Below are 20,334 nucleotides of genomic sequence, written 5' to 3'. Positions count from 1 at the left end.
GCTCTGCGTAGTCTTGGCGGATTGGCTTTGCAGATTCCATTCTTTTTTGCAATGTATGAGATTATTAACAAAGCTGAATATCTACAAAGTGTCCGCTTTCTATGGATAGATGATTTAAGCAAGCCAGATTCTATTATGTTATTTGGCTTAAGTATTCATATACTGCCTTTACTGATGACAGCTTTTACTTTAATTAATGTCTTTTATAGCTCAAAAGAGTTAGGTGCGAGAGTGCAAGGGAGTTTGATTGCTTTATTGTTCTTGGTGCTACTTTATAGTATGCCGAGTGCGTTAGTATTATATTGGACTTGTAATATGGCGTTTGCGTTGTTTAAAGAGATATTTAAGCAATGTAGAAATAAAAGGCATTCAGTATTGAGCGATAAATCAGGGAGTGCTTCGCCTTACTCACTGCGGCGTATGTCCAATACGCCTCATTCGCAAGACTTGCACAACCCTAATTTCTCATCTCAATCCTTAGAATGCCGAGACTCTAACACTAGAATTGCGGATTCTTTGTCTTGTCATACTGAGCAAAGCGAAGTATCCAAAAAACGAGATTCTAACAACGCCAACTCATCTAAAAACACTAAATTGTCAGGCAAAGCTACACAACCACAAGGAAAACTTAAAACTCTATTATTTAACATTTTCACCCCACACACCGCCCTAGATTTTAAAACCTATGCAACCTATCGCAATATTAGCATTCTAGCCATTCTTAATATCTGTTTTATGATATGTGTATTTAGCCCTTATGCTTTGTATAGTAGTGATGTCTCTCAATTTGATGTAAAGCAAACATATCAAACACTAGCAGTTTTATTTGGTGCATTCCTTTGTTCTAGCTTTATGGTTATCTATATTACAAGCTTTTTTTATAAAACACGACTTTTTAAGTTTGGTGTATATGTTGTAAGCATATTATTTCTTATCGGGGTAATCAATACATTTATTTTTGTAGGTGATTATGGAGCAATGGATCACTTTGTCTTGCAAAAACCAGAGTTTAATAATCCAAATAATCTTTTATATGCCTTGTGTGCTTTTATAGCAAGTGTAGCGATCGTATATTTTTGTTTTAAATGGCTTAAGACTATTTTTAGTGTTAGTCTCATTACCCTTTGTGTGTTAAGTGTTATATCTTTCTTTAATATTATGGAAGCAAATAAAACCTATATAGTCCCAAAAAGCCTTGTTGCAGAAGACAGCAATCTGCAACCCTATGAAAAAGAATTATTCTCTTACTCTAAGACTGAAAAGAATATCATAGTTATGGTGCTTGATATGTTTAGTGGATCACATATGCACCCACTCTTAGAACAGTTCCCAGAGTTTAAAACACAGCTTGATGGCTTTGTGCTATTTGATAATGCTATATCTACGACAAACTCTACTATCCATAGTATTGCTACGCTTATCGGCGGGGAGCATTATGCTGTATATAATATGAATGCCAGAAAAGATAATCTTGCTGATAGTATCACTGAAGCCTTTGGTGTTATAGGTGATACTTTTGTAAAGAATGGCTATGATGTGGGGTATTTTATGGAGGAATCGGCCAAAGCAGCCAAATACATACAGGCTTATAATCAAAATATTTTTGTAACACAAAATGGATATGCCTATATCGACTATTATCTTACACACCACCCGGAAGACACAATTGCTTTCAAACTTGCAAATGAAGGTAATGCAGCGATATATAAACGCTTATTAAGTTATGGGACATTTCGTTTTAGTCCAGAAACATTGCGTTCTAAAATATATAAAGGTGGGGAGTGGTTGCGTCATAGAATAGTCGATTATAATGTAAAAACTTCATTGCCTTACACTTCATCATTCTATGCCTTTACTCATTTGCACAATACGGAATCTAAAAAACCAACTTTTAAATATTTACATTCTTCAATAACACATGTTCCTTATGGCATGTATTATGATGGAAAAAATTGCATGTTTCAAAGCATAGAAAACAATCTTATCAAGAAGACTGCATGGCATGATTATCCGCATAAAGTGGAAATGCCCTACAGAAATAAGGCAGAAACAAGACTTTATTTCAAGCATTATGATTCTGAAGCATGTGCTCTGAACTATCTTAGCACATTTATACAATGGCTTAAAGACAATGATATTTATGACAACACGCAAATTTTTGTAGTAAGTGATCATGGTGGGTTCGATAGTATAGGCATTCCTAGTAGCATAGCGGTAAAAGATGGACGACCAGATGCTCTTTTTCTCTTTAAAAACTTTAATGCAAGCGGAGAATTAAAAATAGATTCTAGACTTATGGCAAATTACGATATTTCAAGCATTTTTTGCGAAAATCTTCCTAATGGTTGTCCTAATGTGCCAAAGAATATACTAAAACGCGATGGAAAAAAGAGAGTAGCTATTGTAACAAGTCCAATTTTTGGACAGCACAAAAAAGACGAGTGGTTAATAAGTCATTATTTTCGAGTCGAAGGCAATATCTATAATGAAAGCAACTGGCAAGATATCACAGAAGAAGTTAAAAATGGCACTTTTAAGATTGATGGGATAAAGCATTAACAATTGTCTAATAAGAAGATGGTAAAATACCCAGAAAGGATAAAATATGGACAAAACATATTGGCGTGATTTTTATAGTAGGCATAAAATCGGTGTAGAGCCATCACTTTTTGCAAAATTTGTGTATAAAAGCTATTTGCTAGAATCCATAAATTGTGATACTAATAAACGCACAAAATCTAATACCCCATCTCTTCTTGAGCTAGGTTGTGGTAATGGGCGAGATAGTCTCTATTTTGCAAATAATGGCATAGATACAACCGCCATAGATCAAGTGCAAGAAGAGATTGCATTTTTAAATGATTATGTAGAAACGCAGCAAGATTCTAAACAAAACCACACAGAATCCACACAAGAAGCGGAGCAAAGATCAGATTCACAAAACAATCCCCACTTTCTATGTGGCGATTTCACACAATTAGATTCCTTTAGTTTTCAACAACAATTTGATTGTATCTACTCTCGTTTTACCCTGCATTCTATCAGCAAAGCTCAACAAGATAAAACCTTGGCAGATTGCCTTAAATATTGTAAAGATGGCGGAATCTTAGCCATTGAAGTGAGAGGCGAGAAAAATAGCCTTTGTGGCAAGGGTAAGGCGGTAGAAGGTGAGACAAACGCATTTATTTATGATAATCACTACCGCAGATTCTTAAATTTCACTCAAACATTACAAGAGATTGAAACTTTGCGTTTTAGTTCAAATAACGCAATGCAAGAAACAATAAATCAAAAAGCAGATGATACAAGTAACACTCAAGCAGATACCCATACAATAACTATGGGGGGGGGGGGTAATATGCTTATTGTGTATTGTTTTAAAACTCTTTACGCAATGGAAAACAAAGGCTTTGCACCATTTAATGGTGAAGATGACTACTTTATCCGCATTATCGCAAGAAAGGAGCGCTTTAAGTTTTAGTGTTGTTTCTGTTCTTTGTAAAATCTACTCAAGGAGCAGACAATGAAACCTCCAATAGTCTATGTCGCTATGGCGGCAGATTTAATCCACCCCGGGCATATCAATATCCTAAAAATCGCAAGAGAGTTAGCCGATAGCTTAGAATCTAGTGAGGGCAGAAAGGGCGAAGTTGTGCTAGGGCTTTTGACCGATAAGGCAATAGCCTCATATAAGCGACTGCCCTATATGAACTATGCCCAACGCTATGAAGTTATCAGTCATTTAAAAGAGATTGATAGAGTTATCCCGCAAGATACACTCAGTTATGAAGGCAATATCCGCGCTTTGAAGCCCCGCTATGTCATTCACGGCGATGATTGGAAAAGTGGCACGCAGAGTAAAACGCGTCAAAATGTCATTGATACCTTGCAGGAGCTAAATTGCGGTGAGCTTATAGAGCCTAGCTACACAGAGGGCATAAGCTCCACACAATTAAACCTTGATGCAAGGGCGATTGGTATCAGCACAAATGCTAGACTTTCGCTCTTACGCCGCCTTGTGAATGCAAAAACCCCACTTAGAATCTGTGAAACCCACTCCGCCATATCTGCCCTTATCGCACAGAATGCTTGTGTAGAATCTAATGGAAAAAAACTAGAGTTTGATGGCTTTTGGAGTTCTAGCCTTACAGATAGCACAAGCAGGGGTAAGCCAGACATTGAAGCCGTAGAGCTAACAAGTCGCTTAAATACCATTAATGAAATCTTTGAAGTAACCTCAAAGCCTTTGATTTATGATGCCGACACAGGCGGCAAGATAGAGCATTTTGTCTTTTCTGTGAGAAGTTTGGAACGCACAGGTGTGTCTGCTGTTATCATTGAAGATAAAACGGGCTTAAAGAAAAACTCACTTTTAGGCAATGATGTAGAACAAACCCAAGAAGACATTGAAGTCTTTTGCGACAAGATTAGAGCGGGGAAAAACGCACAGATTACACAAGACTTTATGATTATCGCGCGCATTGAATCTTTGATACTAGACAAAGGGCAAGAAGACGCACTGAAGCGGGCTTTTGCCTACATTAACGCTGGGGCAGATGGCATAATGATACATTCACGCCAAAAAAGCCCTGATGAAGTATTAGCTTTTCTTAAAGCATTTAGAGAGAAAGATTCTAAAACGCCTGTGGTAGTCGTGCCTACAAGCTTTAATGAAATCACTGCAAAAGAGCTAGGTGAAGCTGGGGCAAATATTATTATTTATGCAAACCACTTGCTTAGGGCTTCATTTGTAGCGATGCAAAAGGTCGCACAAGGGATTTTAGAGTTTGATAGAAGTAAGGAGATGGAATCTTCTTGTATGAGTGTGAAGGAGATTCTCTCACTTATTCCGGGGACAATATAATGTTTTGCGTTTGTCTCTTTGGCTAAAATCGTGGATTCTACGCTTTTTGTTCGCTCACTTACGCTTAGTAAGCTCCGCTCACAAAAAGCTTGAAAACCACGATTTTATCTCAAAGATACTGCTGCAAAATGTGCGTAGCATTCGCATTTGGGTATGCAATTCGTGCGATTGTATGCTTTTTGAAGTAGTCATTACACATTAAGGTAACTCCTACTTCAAAAAGCATACAAAGCCCACAAAGCCATACCGCAACTGCTAGAATGTGAAATTTGTGTTTGCGGATTTTTAAAAATCACTCAAAATAAAACTTTATGTAATACGGAATCTAAGTGGCAGATTCTATAAATTTTGTAATTTGGATTCTGTCTATTGTTTGGTAGATAGAACACAAATTACTTTTAAGGAGCAAATATGCAAAAAGTTATCATTTTTGGTGCAGGAAACTGCGGTAGGCTCATTGGAGCAAATCTTATGCAAGATAAGAACACAGAGATTATTGCATTTATTGATAATGATCCACAAAAGGCAGGGCAGAAAATCTGTTTAGAAAATCAAAATGCAGAAATTACAAACCGAGATTTTGATATTAGAGACTCTCAGGCGGAAGGATTTTTTGATGATTTTGCTTGTTGTGCAGATTTGAGTGCGAGAAGCTACCTAAGCGGTAGTGCCGAAGCACGAAAATCAAACTCAAGCAAAAGCACAGAAAAGCCAACGCCCCATAATCACGGGGGGGGGGGGTATAAGTATATATCCCTCTTCTAAGATTCTAGAGCTAGACTTTGACAAGGTAATTGTAGGCACTTTTACAGGGCTTTATGAGATTAGTGAGCAGTTAGAATCTATGGGTATTTCAAAGGCAAAAATTGATGTAGGCTACATTGAGCTAAGTGTCAAGGCACGAATCGCATTTTTGCAGGATTTTGCAAAAATCTCACAACATTTAGAGGGCAGTGTAGCGGAGCTTGGTGTGTATAGAGGGGATTTTGCAAGGTATATAAATGAAAGTTTTAGGGATAAAACTTTGTATTTGTTTGACACATTTGAGGGCTTCACTCACAGCGATGTAAGCAAAGATTCTGCTATGGCTCATTCACTTGGGGCAAAGCATTTTGCCAATACAAGTGTGGAGCTGGTGCTAAGTAAAATGCCCTATAAAGAGCGATGTGTAATCAAAAAGGGTTGGTTTCCGCAAAGTGCTGTGGGACTGGAGAATGAAAGATTTTGCTTTGTGAATCTTGATTGTGATTTGTATGAGCCAATTTTAGCAGGGCTTAGATATTTTTATCCCAAAATGGTAAAGGGCGGGGTGATACTCTGCCACGAATATTTTTCGCAAGGCTATGTTGGCGTGAGGGAGGCGGTTATGGAGTTTATCGCAGAATCTAGCGATGAGATTTACACACTTCCCATAGGCGATAATTTAAGTATTGCCTTAATTAAAACTTAGAGAAAGGAAAACTATGTTAGACACGCAGGAATTTGGTGATTATTTGCAGAGTGTGGGATTAAGGGATTTTGTCGGTGTGCCTTGCTCATATCTTGCACCGCTTATTAATTATGCGATTAATAGTGAGCGTTTCATTATGAGTAATAATGAGGGCGATGCGGTGGCGATTGCAAGTGGGATAAGCTTGTGCCGACTAATTCATAGCAATTCGTCTTTGAGTAATCATTCGCAAGATTGTGCGTCTTTGGAGGCAGTCATTACCCATAAGGTAACTCCTGCCCCCAAATTCACACAAAACTTACAAAGCACCACCACAAATACTGGAATTATGGATTCTACCCCTTTTCATTTTGAGCGTAGCGAAAAATCCACAAGCCTAGAATCTCAAGTTAATTCCAACAATAAAGACTCTCAGGCGGAAGGATTTTTTGATGATTTTGCTTGTTGTGCAGATTTGAGTGTGAGAAGCTACCTTGTGGGTAGTGCCGAAGCACGAAAATCAAACTCAAGCAAAAGCACTAAAAAGCCAACGCCGTGTAATTATGGCGTGGTGCTAATGCAAAATAGCGGTCTCTCTAATGCCCTAAGCCCTCTCACAAGCCTTAACTATACTTTTAAGATTCCAATTCTAGGCTTTGTGTCCTTGCGTGGTGAAAGGGATTCTAGCGGTAAAAACACAGATGAGCCACAGCACGAGCTGCTAGGCGTTATCACGGATACATTGCTAGAGACTTGCGAGATGAAGTATGCCTTTTTAGATTCAGATATGGATAGGGCTAAAATGCAGGTGCAAGAGGCTTTGGAGTGGTTGGGGAGAGGGGAGAGTTTTTTCTTTATTGTAAGAGATAAAACTTTTTCTAAAATCGCTCTAAGCAATGTTGGCAATTCGTCTCTTAGCCAATCTTTGAATGAGTGCGGCAACTCGGCTCGGTCATTTGCATCTAGCAAACTCCTTTCGCCTCGTTTTGCACAACATTCAAATCTTAGCCAAGATACTAGAATTGCGGATTCTAAAAGCCTAGAATCTCAAACAAATCCTAAAATCAACACTACAACATTAGAAACTAAAGATTCCAGCAACACAGAATCTAAACCAGATTCTAAACCCACCCAACCCGCAAACAAAATGCCTACGCGGCTAGAAGCCTTGAGTGTCCTGCATACTCTAGCAAAAGATTCTAAAGCTTTGTTGCTTGCTACCACAGGTAAATGTGGCAGGGAACTATATGAAATAGAGGATAGTCCAAATCAGCTCTATATGGTCGGCTCTATGGGCTGTGTGAGTTCTCTCTCACTTGGCATTGCATTAAAAACTAGGCAAAAAGTCATTGCCATAGATGGTGATTCTGCCCTGCTTATGCGGCTTGGTGCATTAAGCACAAATGCGTATTACACAAGGGATAGGGATAATTTTTGCCATATTTTACTAGATAATGAAAGCCACGATAGCACAGGTGGGCAGTTTAATCTCTCGCCTTTTGTAGATTTTGTAGTCATTGCTAAGTCGTGTGGGTATGTGAATGTGTATATAGCGGAGAGTTTAGAAGAATTTGAAAGCTATGTAAAAGCGTTTTTAACTTATAGCAATTCGTCTTTGGGTAGTCATAGCAGCGATTTTGTGGATTTTAGGGTGAGCGATACGATTGCGAACGCAGACTCTATGTCTAGCTCCCCCCTAAAATCCACAAAAAGCCCCACTAGCACCACCGCACTCGTGCGAAGCACTAGTCCATACTTGCAAAATACTAGAATTGTGGATTCTAGTATTATAGAATCTCAAGCAGATTCTAACAACACAAAATCCAAGAATGCAAATCCTAGCAATTTAGATTCTAAAAAAGGTGCGTGGTTTATCTACCTTAAAATCCAAAAAGGCTCTAAAGAAAACTTAGGGCGACCAAAGGTTACACCGCAAGAAGTGGCTCAAAGACTAAGCGAGTATATGCAGGAGTGTAGCGATGAGTTTTAGTTATTATAATCCTGTGCAAATCCACTTTGATGTGGATATTTTAGAATCCTTACAGAATCTAGCGGAAAATGAGTTGAGTTCAAAGAGGGTGTTGCTAGTAACTTCTAAAAGCTTTAATAGGCATTCAGTATTGAGCGAATCTTGCGGGAGTAGCGAAAAATCGCTGCGGTCATTTTGCAAGTGTGGATTTGTTGCTTCGCAACTGCATATGTCTAATAAACTCCCTTGCGATTTTTCTTACAACCCACAAGCTTCATCTCAATCCTTAGAATGCCAAGACTCTATTTATTGTTATGCTGAGCGTGAGCTAGTATCTCAAATTTTAGATTCCAATCCTGCCGAATCTAAACGAGCAAACTTAGCCCAAAATATCGCAAAGATTTTTAGCAACATTATCATCTATGATTCTGTAAATCCAAATCCGCAGCTAGAATCCTTACAAAGTGCAAAGGCAAAGATTCAAGGGCGTTATGATGTGGTTATTGCCCTTGGTGGTGGGAGTGTGCTTGATAGTGCAAAGTTTTTTGCCCTGCAAAATGAGATTGTAGTAAATAATGGGGGTTTGGAGATTGTGGGCGAGGCAAAGGCAATGCCACTTTTTGCTTGTCCTAGCACGGCTGGAACAGGCAGTGAGCTGACACAATGGGCGACTATTTGGGATAAAGGGGCAAATGTCAAATACTCTTTATCGCATAAATGCTTATATCCACAAATAGCGTTTTATGATATTACTCTTTTGCTATCCCTGCCTTTAAATCTTAGCATTCACACTACGCTTGATAGCCTATCTCACGCCATAGAATCCATTTGGAATAAAAATGCAAATCCCATTTCTACGCAATATGCAAAGGCGGCTATTGAGCTAATTTTAGAGAATCTGCCGCTATTATATGAAATGCTAACTTTGGGTTCTAAGCAGATTTTAGAAGTTATAAACAGCACCGCCACATCTGCAGAAGGATTTTTAGATAATTTCAAGGGTTGTGTAGATTTGAGTGCGAGAAGCTACCTTAAGGGTAGTGCCCAAGCACGGAAATCAGACTCAAGCACACACAGCACACCTGCGGAAGTATCTTTAAGTGATTTTCTAAAGAAACTTCGTTTTCAGGGTTGTGAAGCTTTTTGCGCGGAGACTAGCCATAAGGGCTGTCGCACAAGCAAAAAGCAAATCTCCCTGAAAAACACTAAAGAGACAACGCAGATTAGAATCTTGCGGAAAAACTTAGCCCTTGCTTGTATCCAATCTGCCCTTAGCTTTTCAAACACACAAACCGCCCTAGCTCACGCCATAAGCTATCCTATCACAATGCGTTTTGGTGTGCCACACGGCTTGGCGTGTAGCTTTACTCTGCCGATTTTGCTAGATTGTATAAGTGATGAAAAAGCAGATTCTATTCTACGCCCTTATAAACAAAGGATTAAAAATCTTTTTAAAACACTTCATATCTCAAGCAATCCGCGTGATTATGGACTAGATTCTACAATGATAGAAGATATTTTTAACTCACTGAATGCTAGGGCAAAAAATGGACTGCTTGATGTGGCAAAGGCAAAGAAAAGAATGCTTAGTTTGCTTTGGTAATGATTTTACTGACTAGCGGAATGAAGCGATGCAAATATTAACGCAGTGTTTAATCCAAGTTCTTGCGCTTGTAATAGGTAAATATCCATATGCAAGCTTGGATAAAGCAAGAGAAAAGTGCATACATATGTAGCTTTAATATTGCATATTACAGTAAGACATTACATAGGAAATCCACAGCTATAAAAAGCTACATATATAGCAACCATTTGCAAGGCTAGGGTGCATAAAGAAAAAAGAATTGAGCTTTAAGGACTATTTTTGATACTTACAAAATCAAGATAGGATTAAGGTGAAAAACAAAAGATAGACTAAATCTATAAATAATCAAGATAAAGCAGATAATACAAATAAAACTTTTAATGATATTTTTAATGAGTGGATAGACAATAAATCAATAAGAACCAATAACAACCAAGCAAAGCAACATTAAACGGCAAAGAAAAACAATGCTTACATAGATTTTTTAATCCATTGCACGATACGCCTAGAATCTCATAGTTAAACATAAAATATTTTTTTAACAATAGGCAAAATCTTGAGAAGATTCATAAAAGCATAAATCTTTTTATTGTGCAAACTCTTTGCGATTATGATGTGTAAAACTTCTGTTTTTGGGGAGGGGCGTTCTTCTGCGAGAATATCAAGATTCATTATTGTTGTATTATTGTTCCTATTTAGTGTCTAGTATTTGTCATCTTATTATCCTAACCATATTTGCTGCAATTGGATTCTCTTGTGTTCCTTGTATTCTGTCTCCCTTTATTATATGGTATTTTTAGAATCTTCTCTTAGAATCTCACTCACCTTTACTCTCCCCCAAAACAAGCACAGATTCTATTAAATCATCAATATCACCATCTAGCACACCATCAGTATCACTTGTAGCGTAATTGCTCCGCAAGTCCTTTACCTGCTGATATGGGGCTAGGACATAGCTACGGATTTGGTGTCCCCAGCCTATCTCGCTTTTTTCGGCATTTGCCACGCCCTCACTTTGTTTTAGTCGCTCTAGCTCATAGAGTTTGCTCTGCAGCATTTTCATAGCCGTTGCCTTATTTTTATGCTGACTGCGATCATTTTGACACTGCACGACTATGCCTGTTGGAAAGTGCGTTATGCGGATAGCAGATTCTGTCTTATTCACGTGCTGTCCGCCCGCACCACTGGCACGATAGGTATCAATGCGAATGTCCTTATCCAAAATCTCAATGTCTATATCTTCACTCAACTCCGGGCTTACCTGCACGCTAGCAAAGCTTGTATGTCGCTTGGCATTAGCATCAAAGGGCGAGATTCTAACCAGCCTATGCACGCCATTTTCGCTTTTAGCATAGCCATAGGCATTCTCACCTTTGATGATAAACGCCGCCCCCTTAATGCCCGCTTCTTCACCATCTTGATAGTCTAGTAGCTCCACCTTAAAGCCTCTCCGCTCACTCCAACGCAAATACATACGATACAGCATACTTGCCCAGTCTTGGGACTCCGTCCCACCGGCTCCGGGCTGAATGGTAATAATGGCGTTTGTTGAGTCAAACTCCCCACTTAGCATAACCTCAATTTCTACCTTTTGTATATGGCTCTGCAAAGATTCTACATTTTCAAACAACAGCTCCAAAGTGCTAGAATCCCCTTCACTCTCTGCTATCTCAAATAGCTCTCTTGCATCATCTAGCTCGGCTTTCATCTCTGTATAAGTGCTTAAAATCCGCTCACATTTTCGCTTTTCCTTTGTGATTTCCCCCGCCTTTTTTGCGTCATTCCAAAACTCTTGATGAGATTCTAATGCGTTAATCTCATCTAGTCGCTTTTGCAGGGAATCTGGGTTTAGAATCTTTGCGATATTTTGTGCTTTATTTTGCAAAGTTTTTAACAACTCGCCATATTCATAAGAATCCATTGTGTGCCTTTATCATGCTTGGAATTATAAAAAATTTATTATTATAACAAAAGAATGTCTAGCGTGAAACAAGCATATAGCAATCTTAATCCTTTGTGGGTTGCTAAATTGCCATAAAATCAAGAATAGACTCTTAATATAAACTTTTAATCTTATAGTTACGCCTAAAATTCATAACCGCTTTGTAACATAAGCAAGTAAAAATCTTGGTATTTGCAAGACTGCAACGATTTGCCCAAGAAAGTGTCCTCATATAATCGCAAATTTCTATATCTGCTTTAATCCTTTTGGTATGGACAATGTTAATCCTCGCATTAAGGAGCTAGATTCTAAAATGGGATATAATTCTCATGAAACGATTCGAAACAAAAAAGTATTTACAAATAATATAAGTTGCAATTGTCTAAAAATTTATTTATAAGAAGCAGATGATGAATAAATCTTACGGAGTTGTGCAGGGTGCGTATCCCCACTGATATTATTGCTGATGAATGTGTAGAGATTTTATGCATACATCTGCCCCATTACTTTTATACAGATTGCTTTATAAAAGTAATGCATTGGACTTTAAAAAATAGGATTTTACAGATATGCTTCTTGGCATTACAAAATAGTTAGGCATTGTGATTTGTTGCTAAGTTTTGCTGTATTTACATTGTCCCCATGAGAAGTTTTATCAAGCAAAAAAATTTCTTATAAAATTTTAGATTCTGTATTTCTAATACAAGAATACTGCACAAAACATAAATATATGCAAATATTATTCTTAGGTATGTTAAGCGTATTCTTTGGTATTTTGGGTTTTTCAATATTTTTATTGGTTTTCTTGAGGTTTTTTGCCCCCCCCCCCCCATCCACACACTCTACACGGATAATAATCAGAATCCCTATGCGGATTTCACGCTACTACATTTTCTCTTAGATTATATACTATTGGAAATGATGAGAGCTTGTTATTGTGAAGTTTATTATTCATAATCCTTGCCTCCACTAAAAATACAGTAGCTTATGTGTTGCACTTGCGATAATAGAAATCTTGTCAAACACAGAATATTTAGGTTTGCAAAATAGAGATTTTTACTTTACATAAGAATATTTTGGGTGGTAGTTATGATGAAAAGTTACAGTAATTTTCAATGATGTTAAACTTATATGCTAACCCTAGCCTAGCACACTTACCTAAAGAAGACCATATCACAGTGCTAAGCTCTAAAACTGCAGTTGTAAATGAGCAAGTCTATAACGAAATAAGCTTTATCTAACATAAAAGATAACGAAGAAATCTATATAACAGCAGAGAAAGACTATATGGAGTCTATCATTAACAACTTCTCTCAAGGCGTTCAAAATAATAAAGATTGTAATCAATTTGGTATAGGCTTTTGTGTTTTTGGGCGAAACAATAAAGATGTCTTTTTTTTGAATATTATTGCACAGAAAATGGAGAGATTAAAAAAAGAAATTGCAAAAGCGATTGATAAGAACTCGCCATATGTAGGATTTGCTAAAAGTTATAAAGGCAGATTGATATTGATAATAATGGTGTGCTAGAAGATGTAATTCTTACAGCAAGAGACTTTTTAATATGCTTTGGATATTTAAAAATGGCAAGTTATTTGAAGATAAAAATCTATTTATCAATAATTTAGATATTGCAGTATTACTTCTGTATATGCACCTTTTTGTGTAAAAATAATCGTGCATGATTGTCCTAATGTTTCATTTCTATATAGAATCCATAGTCGCTTAAAGTCTTTATTTTTTGTGTTATCTTTTTGCCAAAGTGTTGTTATATTACCTTTATCGCTTTGTATAATCTCATTTTTTAGTGGCAAATTTTTAGCAATAAAGTCTAAAAATTTTAACTTTTTTAAGGCAATAAGGCTTTGCTCTATATCTTTATTGTAGATAAAATATTTTCTAGCCCCACTACTCTCATCGCATGTAAATGGCAGGTCAGCAATCTTTTCCCCCTTAAATCGTCCATTCTCCAATGCCCCAAAGACAAGGCTTCTATCTGGTGGATATTCACAAAAATCAATATATGAAAGCCCTGTTATAGAATCTTTTTTTAACTTAAAGGATTCTAATTTCTGTGCCATAGCTTCCTTAAAAAATGGCTCAAACTCTTTGATTATCTCTTGTGCTTGTTTTGTGCTTAACTCTTGTCTCATTAATTCTTGTGCATTTAAGTTGCTTAACATTACACATAAAAATAATATCAAACTTTTCATACATATCCTTTAGAATCTATTTATAAAACACGCTACCCCATACATATTTTAGTGTCTTAAATCCTGCTTTTTGTGCTGCTTCAAGCACGACTTTTGCCTTTGCATAAGTTGTGATAATACATGGGGTTTTTGTAATGTTATAGAGTGTTTGAAAATATTTTGCATCCCACAGCTCTTTATTATGGGCTTGACTAAAAGCATCTTGAAATACAATATCAAAAAAGCCAGCGCTAAAGCTTGATAGAATCTTAAGGGCATCGCCATGTAAATAATAAAGTGTTTGTGTGTTATTTTGATAGAGTGAATGCGTGTGAAGTGTATGTAAGATTGTTTTGCTTTGTGCGATATTATGGTATGGAAAATTATAAAGTTCTTGTAAGAAATAGTCTTTTTCTGGTGAGTAAATCTCGCATGTTTGAAAGTATTTTAAACTAAGCATGGCATTATAACCAAGTCCAAAGCAAATATCTAGTATGCGTAATGGGCGAGTGAGATTCTGTGTTTGTATAGATTCTGTAAGGGTTTTTAGAATGTGTTGCAGTGGAGTTAAATCTGTGTTGATTTTATAGTATTTTTGTATGGAATCCACTTGTGTTAAAAAGGATTTTCTTGTGTTTTCATCACAAAAACTACCATATTGCTGAAAGAATAAAGCAGGATAAATATGCTTTAATAGCGTCTCAGTATAAGCCCCAAGACTTTTTGAATGATAGCTTTGCTTATAAGTGGCGTTATAGACACTAAAGCTTTTATCTACGCCCTGAATTATATTATTATAAATTGCCATAAGTTAGAATCCGAGAATTTTAATATAAAGTTTCAATTTAAAGTCTTAACTAGAAGTTTGAATACGGGGTAAAAAAACCCTTCCAGCCAGGGACCAATGGCACACAAACATTGCAAGTGCTCTGCTATGTTCCCATCCTGAAGCGTTGCTCACAATGCCTATTGCATAGGGCTAACCAGAAAGGCGATCGCCATTATATCTCATTTTATTTTAAAACATGCTTAAAATTAGCACAATGCATCTTTTGCATCAGTATATGCGATACCAAAGGCATCACTCACACCTTTATAAGTGCATTTACCATTATAGGTATTAAGCCCTTCTAAGATTCCGCTATCTTTTAATGCTGCTTCTTTTACACCTAGCTTTGCTATGCTTAAGCCAAAGTTAAGTGTAGAATCTGTTAAAGCCAAAGTTGCCGTTTTTGCCACAGCCCCGGGCATATTTGCCACACAATAATGCAAGATTCCATCAACATCAAACACGGGATCATTATGAGTTGTAGGTTTTGAAGTCTCAAAGCAACCGCCTTGATCGATTGCTACATCTGTAAGGATTGCTCCTGTTTTCATACATTGCAAATCATCTTTTTTTACAAGTTTTGGTGCTTTTGCACCCGGTATTAATACCGCACCAATCACCGCATCAGAATCTGCGATACTAGCAAGTAAATTAGCACGAGAGCTAAAAAGCGTGTGAATCCGCATATTAAACATTTGATCCACATACGCAAGTCTAGCCGTATCAATATCAAGTATGCTTACATCTGCACCAATTCCCACTGCAAGTTGTGCTGCATTTAATCCTACTACACCAGCACCAATAATTGTGATTTTACCCTTTGGAGTCCCCGGAATCCCACTAAGAAGCACTCCATTGCCACCAAAGGTTTTTTGAATGTATTTCGCAGATTCTATAACGGCAAGTCGCCCAGCAATAGAGCTCATAGGGGCTAAACAAGGCAATACATTACGCACTTTAATCGTCTCATACGCCACTGCATTAATCTTTTTTTCAAGTAGCATATCTGTTAGTTTTCTATCAGCCGCTAAATGCAAATAAGTAAAAAGAATCTGCCCTTCTTTGAAATAGTTATATTCACTCTCAATAGGCTCTTTTACCTTTACAATCATATCGCTTTGTTTAAATAATGTTTCTTTATCAACGATTGTAGCACCAGCCCTGTGGTATTCCTCATCACTAAAGCCAATCGCACTTCCAGCATCATGCTCGATAAGGACTTTATGTCCAGATTCTTTATATTCATGCACATTTGATGGCGTTAAACCAACGCGATATTCATGCACTTTAATTTCCTTTGGACAGCCAATAACCATAATGTCTCCTTAAAAAAGTATATATGTTGTATCCCTATAGCAACATTTTGCAACTATACACTTTGTCAATATATAGGGTTACTTTAGAGAATATAAGTCATCATAATAAATAAATACAATATGGACTATAAATTGAATGAATAAATAATTATATGTTACATTATGTAAAAAATATAGTCTTGCGGATATGTATTTTTATATCATTTTGAAACATAATTTGTAATTGCAAAATTTACCTTTAGAATCTACACGACAAAGATTTTTGCAAAGTCATTTAGATTCTCAATAAAAAGTGTGCTTTGCAAGATACAATGGAACATGGGATAATAAGCCCTTAATCCTGAATTTATTATTATGTATAAAAGAAACTCAATATAACTTACTTGATATTTGTATAATATTTATTCATATTTCCAACCACACAACATAAAGGATACAAAACCTATTCACTCACCCCAAAGGCTTCGTGTATATCTACTTTGCTTTCAAATGTATAGCCTAGAAGTGAAGTCTTTTGACAATGCAGCATTAATCGCTTTGCTTTTATTAAGCTTGTTTTATTATAGATAATATCGCCTATGATTGGGTGTTTAATGCTTTTTAGATGGATTCGTATTTGATGGGTTCTACCTGTTGGAATCTGCACGGATACAAGCGTGGTATGCGTAAAAGTTTGCAAGGGTGTAACTATGCTTTGTGCATATAAGCCTTCATTATCTACATAACTTTTTGCTTTAGAATCTTTTTGTGTGCTAATCTTTTTTTCAATATTTATTTCTTCATACACTTTGCCCTCAATTAAAGCAAAATACATTTTTTCTACTTCTTTTTGCTTGAAAGCTTGGATTGCTTTTTGTCGCATTTTTTCATTTTTTGCAAGTAAAATCACGCCGCTTGTGTCTTTATCAAGGCGATTTATAAGCTTATAATGCGGATAGGTTTTAAGCAAACTATAGCTTTCAATCCCCACACTTTTATCAAGGGCTAGTATATCATCATCTTCAAATATCACAACACAAGGCGTGGTAAGCACTTCAAACTTTGTATTAAGCGGCAATAAAGTCCTTGCAATAAGCAGCCTTTTACCCTTAATGCTTACCCTACCTGAATCAATTAAATCTTTTGCTTTATTTGTAGATATATTGCGTTGCAGGGCAAGTAGTTTATAAGCCTTTTCGCCTTGCTCTGTTCGTATGGGCTTTTTTGTGAGTATTTTTTGTGTTTTAGTTGTTGCATCTCTTTTAGCATGAGTTTTGTTTTTAGGTGCTTTTTTACGCTCCATAGTTCTCCTTATTTAGAATCTAGTTTTAGCCAAGCGGTTTTACTTCAAGGAAGCTCCACCAATACCACACAGAAAATAGCGTAACACACACAATGCCAACAAGACTGAGTAAAAAGCCAAAGCGTATCATATCCCATGCCTTAATTCCCCCTTGTGCAAAGACTATCGCATTAGGCGGTGTGCTAATAGGAATCATAAATGAAAAACTTGCACAAATAGTTACCACAAGCATAAGCAGCACACGAGAAGTATCACTTAAAAATGGCTGTGTGGCGACTTCTATAATAGGCAAAAGTATGGCGATTAAAGCCGTAGTTGATAAAAATCCAGTCGCTATAATAGAAAACACACAAGCAAAAAAGATAAAAGCAATGAAAGGCAGACCATCAAAACGCGCAAAAAATGAGGTAAATGCCCCGCCAAGCTCTGCTTGTGAAAACGCAGTAGCAATACAGAATCCAGCACCAAATAAGAATATAATCTCATAAGGTATAGACTTTGTATCATCCCAATCTAAAAAGCCAATTTTAGGGATAAACATCATTAAACCAAAGGCAAGTAAAATGACATTTTCATTAAAGCCAAGCCCATTATAAAATGGTCGTATCGGCGAGTTTAAAAGCAATATCACAAGTAAAGCAGCAATAAAAACTAAAAGTCTTTTATGCGTACCATTCACATGGATAGAATCAAATAGGCTAAGATTAAGGGGCTCTTCACTCACACCATAGGATAGAATCTTTATCATCATAAATAGCATTAAAAATGTAAGGGGTGCCATCATAAAAATCCAAGTTGTAAAGCTAATGCCGCTTAAACCTTGAGATTCTAAAAAGCCAAGATAAATGAGATTGGGCGGACTGCCAATGGGCGTCGTAATGCCGCTAATACTTGCCCCAAAAGCTACTGCGAGTAAAAACCTTGTGCGTAAAATCTTATTATCTGTAATTGACATAGCAACAGGGAGTAATAATAGGGCAACAGTGGAGTTTGATAACGCCGTCCCAAGTGCCACAGAAGCCACACCTAAGGCGGATATAACGCCCTTTGTATTCTTTGGGAATCTTGCTAAAAACCACTTTGCTATTACTCTGTGTAGCCCTATCTTCTCTGTTGCGGTTGCTATCATAAAGCCACCTAAAAAGAGATAAATGATAGGATTAGCATAGTTTGCAGTGGCACTTTTTGTATCAAGTATGCCAAAGCTTGGGAATAAAATGATAGGAAGCAAGGATACAACGCCCATAGGCAATGCCTTATTCGTCCAAAGTGTTACAAGTAAGCCCATAATGCCTATAAGCGTTGAAACTTTCAAGGTTGCATGTAAATAGAAATATGCAAAGCAAAACACAATCGCACCTATAATAAGAGCTAAACCAACGCCAAGCAGGACGCCTAGAATCTTTTCTTGTTGTTTTTCTTCTTTTTGTGTTGCGTTTGCATTATTTGTGTCTTCTGTTATTTGTTGTGGATTTATAGAATCTGTGTTATGTGTTTGGTTGCTTTGTTGTGATGAAGTTTCTGTGTTATTTGTAGATTCTAAAGTTTTAGAATCTAGCTTTTTGTCATATTGAGCCGTAGGCGAAATATCTTCTTTAGATTCCATATGGGATACTTCGTCTAAAGGCTTAGTATGACAAATATTAGAATCTAGCTTCTCTCTATCCCTTGTGCTTGTATTTTGCATAAAACCCCTTTATAAGACTAAAAGCAAAATTATAACAAAAAAGTATCGATTACAAAAGTCCTAGATATCATTTACATGTTATTAATGAGTAAGGTTTTAAGGCTAGATTCTAAACTAACCATAAGTCAAAAGCAAAGCCGTGATAGCATAAATAAAATACAAAATACCATCAAGCATTTTAATACGCCATGAATAAATCGGTATCAATAAATAGCTAATAAAAAGCACAAAGCCTAGCGATAAAAGCATATAAATATCACGCAAATGCACCACATAAAGCACAATATAAGCAGCAATAATAAAAAGCGTATTGACAAGCAAGTATTTTAAACGCAACATAACAACACAAAAATGCAAAATCACAGCGACAAATAAAAAGCCATTTTCAAAAAATGGATTATTTGCTAAAGATTCTGGAAAGCCCAAGTTAAAAACAGAAACAATAAAGACATATAGCCCACTCATAATTAAGGCAATAAAAAGACTGACAAAAAGCCATGAAGTCTGCCCTGCGGTTGCACTATCCATGCCACTTTTTTCAAGGCTATGCTTTAGGGGTGTATAGAGTGGGATACCGCCTTGTTCTTCATTCTTTTCTTTTTTATTTTTCTTTTTAATAGACATATTATTCTCTATTTAAGAATCTATTTCATACCAAAAGATACGACCTTTTTCAAACCATCACTCACACTCATTGACGACTTTTTCAGCTTATCTTTATGAATCCTTAATAAAAGCCCAGAAGTAGGTGGTGTAAGCGGACAAAATACCCAAAAATACTCCCCCTCTTCTTTTGTGATAAATCCTAGAATCTCCCCTTCACCAATCGTTACATAAGCAACCCCCAAATATTTATCCTTTGAGCTGCCACCTATCATGCTGACTAGATCTTTAATCGTATAATACACACTTCCCATAACAGGAATCTTAGATAGCACCCACTCCCCAAGCTTCACAAAAATGGCATTTTGACGCTTCTCAAACTTATATCCAATATAAAGGATAATCGCAAACATGACTAAGATTAAGCCAATGCTTACAACAATGCTAGGAAGTGTTGTATCAAGATTCTCATTTGCTATCTTTTTAACAATAAAATGCACCATATCAAGTATGAGAATCCATATACCCTCTAAAATCCCAAATAAAAAGAAAAGTAGCCACACTACAACAGCAAATGGCAAAATCACCATTATGCCTTTACCCAAGATTCTAAATATTGCGCTCATATATTCCCTT

At 36.7% G+C, this 20,334-nt stretch carries 15 protein-coding genes and 1 other RNA gene; 7 read left to right on the top strand and 9 right to left on the bottom strand.

Going from position 1 to position 20,334, the window contains the following annotated elements:
* The 7 genes from C6H17_RS12460 to C6H17_RS05015 all read left to right on the top strand — a co-directional run.
* Positions 1 to 2,559, top strand: a 2,559-nt coding sequence (locus tag C6H17_RS12460; RefSeq protein ID WP_199768860.1) for a YidC/Oxa1 family membrane protein insertase, incomplete at its 5' end; no start/stop codon positions are given.
* Between the two features lie 46 nt (positions 2,560 to 2,605).
* Complete coding sequence (locus C6H17_RS05040; protein WP_104731364.1) at positions 2,606 to 3,481, top strand: class I SAM-dependent methyltransferase; 876 nt, start codon at positions 2,606 to 2,608, stop codon at positions 3,479 to 3,481.
* Between the two features lie 42 nt (positions 3,482 to 3,523).
* Entirely contained in the window at positions 3,524 to 4,864 is a 1,341-nt protein-coding gene (gene aepX, locus C6H17_RS05035) for a phosphoenolpyruvate mutase (protein ID WP_020995474.1), read from the top strand.
* Positions 4,865 to 5,275: 411 nt separating this feature from the next.
* Positions 5,276 to 5,629 (top strand): hypothetical protein, encoded by a 354-nt coding sequence (locus C6H17_RS12865; RefSeq protein WP_005216911.1) that lies wholly within the window; start codon positions 5,276 to 5,278, stop codon positions 5,627 to 5,629.
* Positions 5,532 to 6,314, top strand: coding sequence for a TylF/MycF/NovP-related O-methyltransferase (locus C6H17_RS05025; RefSeq protein WP_005216913.1), 783 nt, complete (start codon positions 5,532 to 5,534; stop codon positions 6,312 to 6,314). The genes C6H17_RS12865 and C6H17_RS05025 overlap by 98 nt, the downstream gene beginning before the upstream one ends.
* A gap of 13 nt (positions 6,315 to 6,327) precedes the next feature.
* Positions 6,328 to 8,283 (top strand): thiamine pyrophosphate-dependent enzyme, encoded by a 1,956-nt coding sequence (locus C6H17_RS05020; RefSeq protein ID WP_020995475.1) that lies wholly within the window; start codon positions 6,328 to 6,330, stop codon positions 8,281 to 8,283.
* Positions 8,273 to 9,865: a phosphonoacetaldehyde reductase gene (locus C6H17_RS05015; RefSeq protein ID WP_005216918.1), complete on the top strand. Its 1,593-nt coding sequence runs from the start codon at positions 8,273 to 8,275 to the stop codon at positions 9,863 to 9,865. The genes C6H17_RS05020 and C6H17_RS05015 overlap by 11 nt, the downstream gene beginning before the upstream one ends.
* Before the next feature lie 799 nt (positions 9,866 to 10,664).
* Here the strand turns inward: C6H17_RS05015 and prfB are convergent.
* From prfB to C6H17_RS04965, 9 genes are all read right to left on the bottom strand, one after another.
* The gene (gene prfB / locus C6H17_RS05010) at positions 10,665 to 11,768 is read right to left on the bottom strand and encodes a peptide chain release factor 2 (RefSeq protein WP_005216922.1); all 1,104 of its coding nucleotides are present in this window, start codon (positions 11,766 to 11,768) and stop codon (positions 10,665 to 10,667) included.
* A 1,637-nt stretch (positions 11,769 to 13,405) separates the two neighbouring features.
* The gene (locus C6H17_RS05000; RefSeq protein WP_005216926.1) at positions 13,406 to 14,002 is read right to left on the bottom strand and encodes a hypothetical protein; all 597 of its coding nucleotides are present in this window, start codon (positions 14,000 to 14,002) and stop codon (positions 13,406 to 13,408) included.
* A 16-nt stretch (positions 14,003 to 14,018) separates the two neighbouring features.
* The gene (locus C6H17_RS04995) at positions 14,019 to 14,789 is read right to left on the bottom strand and encodes an MnmC family methyltransferase (protein WP_005216928.1); all 771 of its coding nucleotides are present in this window, start codon (positions 14,787 to 14,789) and stop codon (positions 14,019 to 14,021) included.
* Positions 14,790 to 14,869: 80 nt separating this feature from the next.
* An RNA gene (gene ffs, locus C6H17_RS04990) (signal recognition particle sRNA small type) lies at positions 14,870 to 14,967 on the bottom strand.
* A gap of 49 nt (positions 14,968 to 15,016) precedes the next feature.
* Positions 15,017 to 16,126: an alanine dehydrogenase gene (ald, locus tag C6H17_RS04985; RefSeq protein ID WP_005216929.1), complete on the bottom strand. Its 1,110-nt coding sequence runs from the start codon at positions 16,124 to 16,126 to the stop codon at positions 15,017 to 15,019.
* A gap of 442 nt (positions 16,127 to 16,568) precedes the next feature.
* Positions 16,569 to 17,408, bottom strand: coding sequence for an RluA family pseudouridine synthase (locus tag C6H17_RS04980; RefSeq protein ID WP_005216931.1), 840 nt, complete (start codon positions 17,406 to 17,408; stop codon positions 16,569 to 16,571).
* Positions 17,409 to 17,433: 25 nt separating this feature from the next.
* Positions 17,434 to 19,095, bottom strand: coding sequence for an SLC13 family permease (locus C6H17_RS04975; RefSeq protein ID WP_020995477.1), 1,662 nt, complete (start codon positions 19,093 to 19,095; stop codon positions 17,434 to 17,436).
* Between the two features lie 114 nt (positions 19,096 to 19,209).
* The gene (locus tag C6H17_RS04970; RefSeq protein WP_005216935.1) at positions 19,210 to 19,719 is read right to left on the bottom strand and encodes a hypothetical protein; all 510 of its coding nucleotides are present in this window, start codon (positions 19,717 to 19,719) and stop codon (positions 19,210 to 19,212) included.
* Between the two features lie 20 nt (positions 19,720 to 19,739).
* On the bottom strand, positions 19,740 to 20,324 hold the full coding sequence (locus C6H17_RS04965; RefSeq protein ID WP_005216937.1) for a DUF502 domain-containing protein: 585 nt from the start codon (positions 20,322 to 20,324) through the stop codon (positions 19,740 to 19,742).
* Between the last annotated feature and the right edge of the window lie 10 nt (positions 20,325 to 20,334).

It is taken from the genome of Helicobacter rappini (assembly GCF_900198625.1).
Lineage (GTDB): Bacteria > Campylobacterota > Campylobacteria > Campylobacterales > Helicobacteraceae > Helicobacter_A > Helicobacter_A rappini.
The sequence above is the reverse complement of the archived record's forward strand: the minus strand, read 5'-3'. Positions and strand labels throughout refer to the sequence as shown.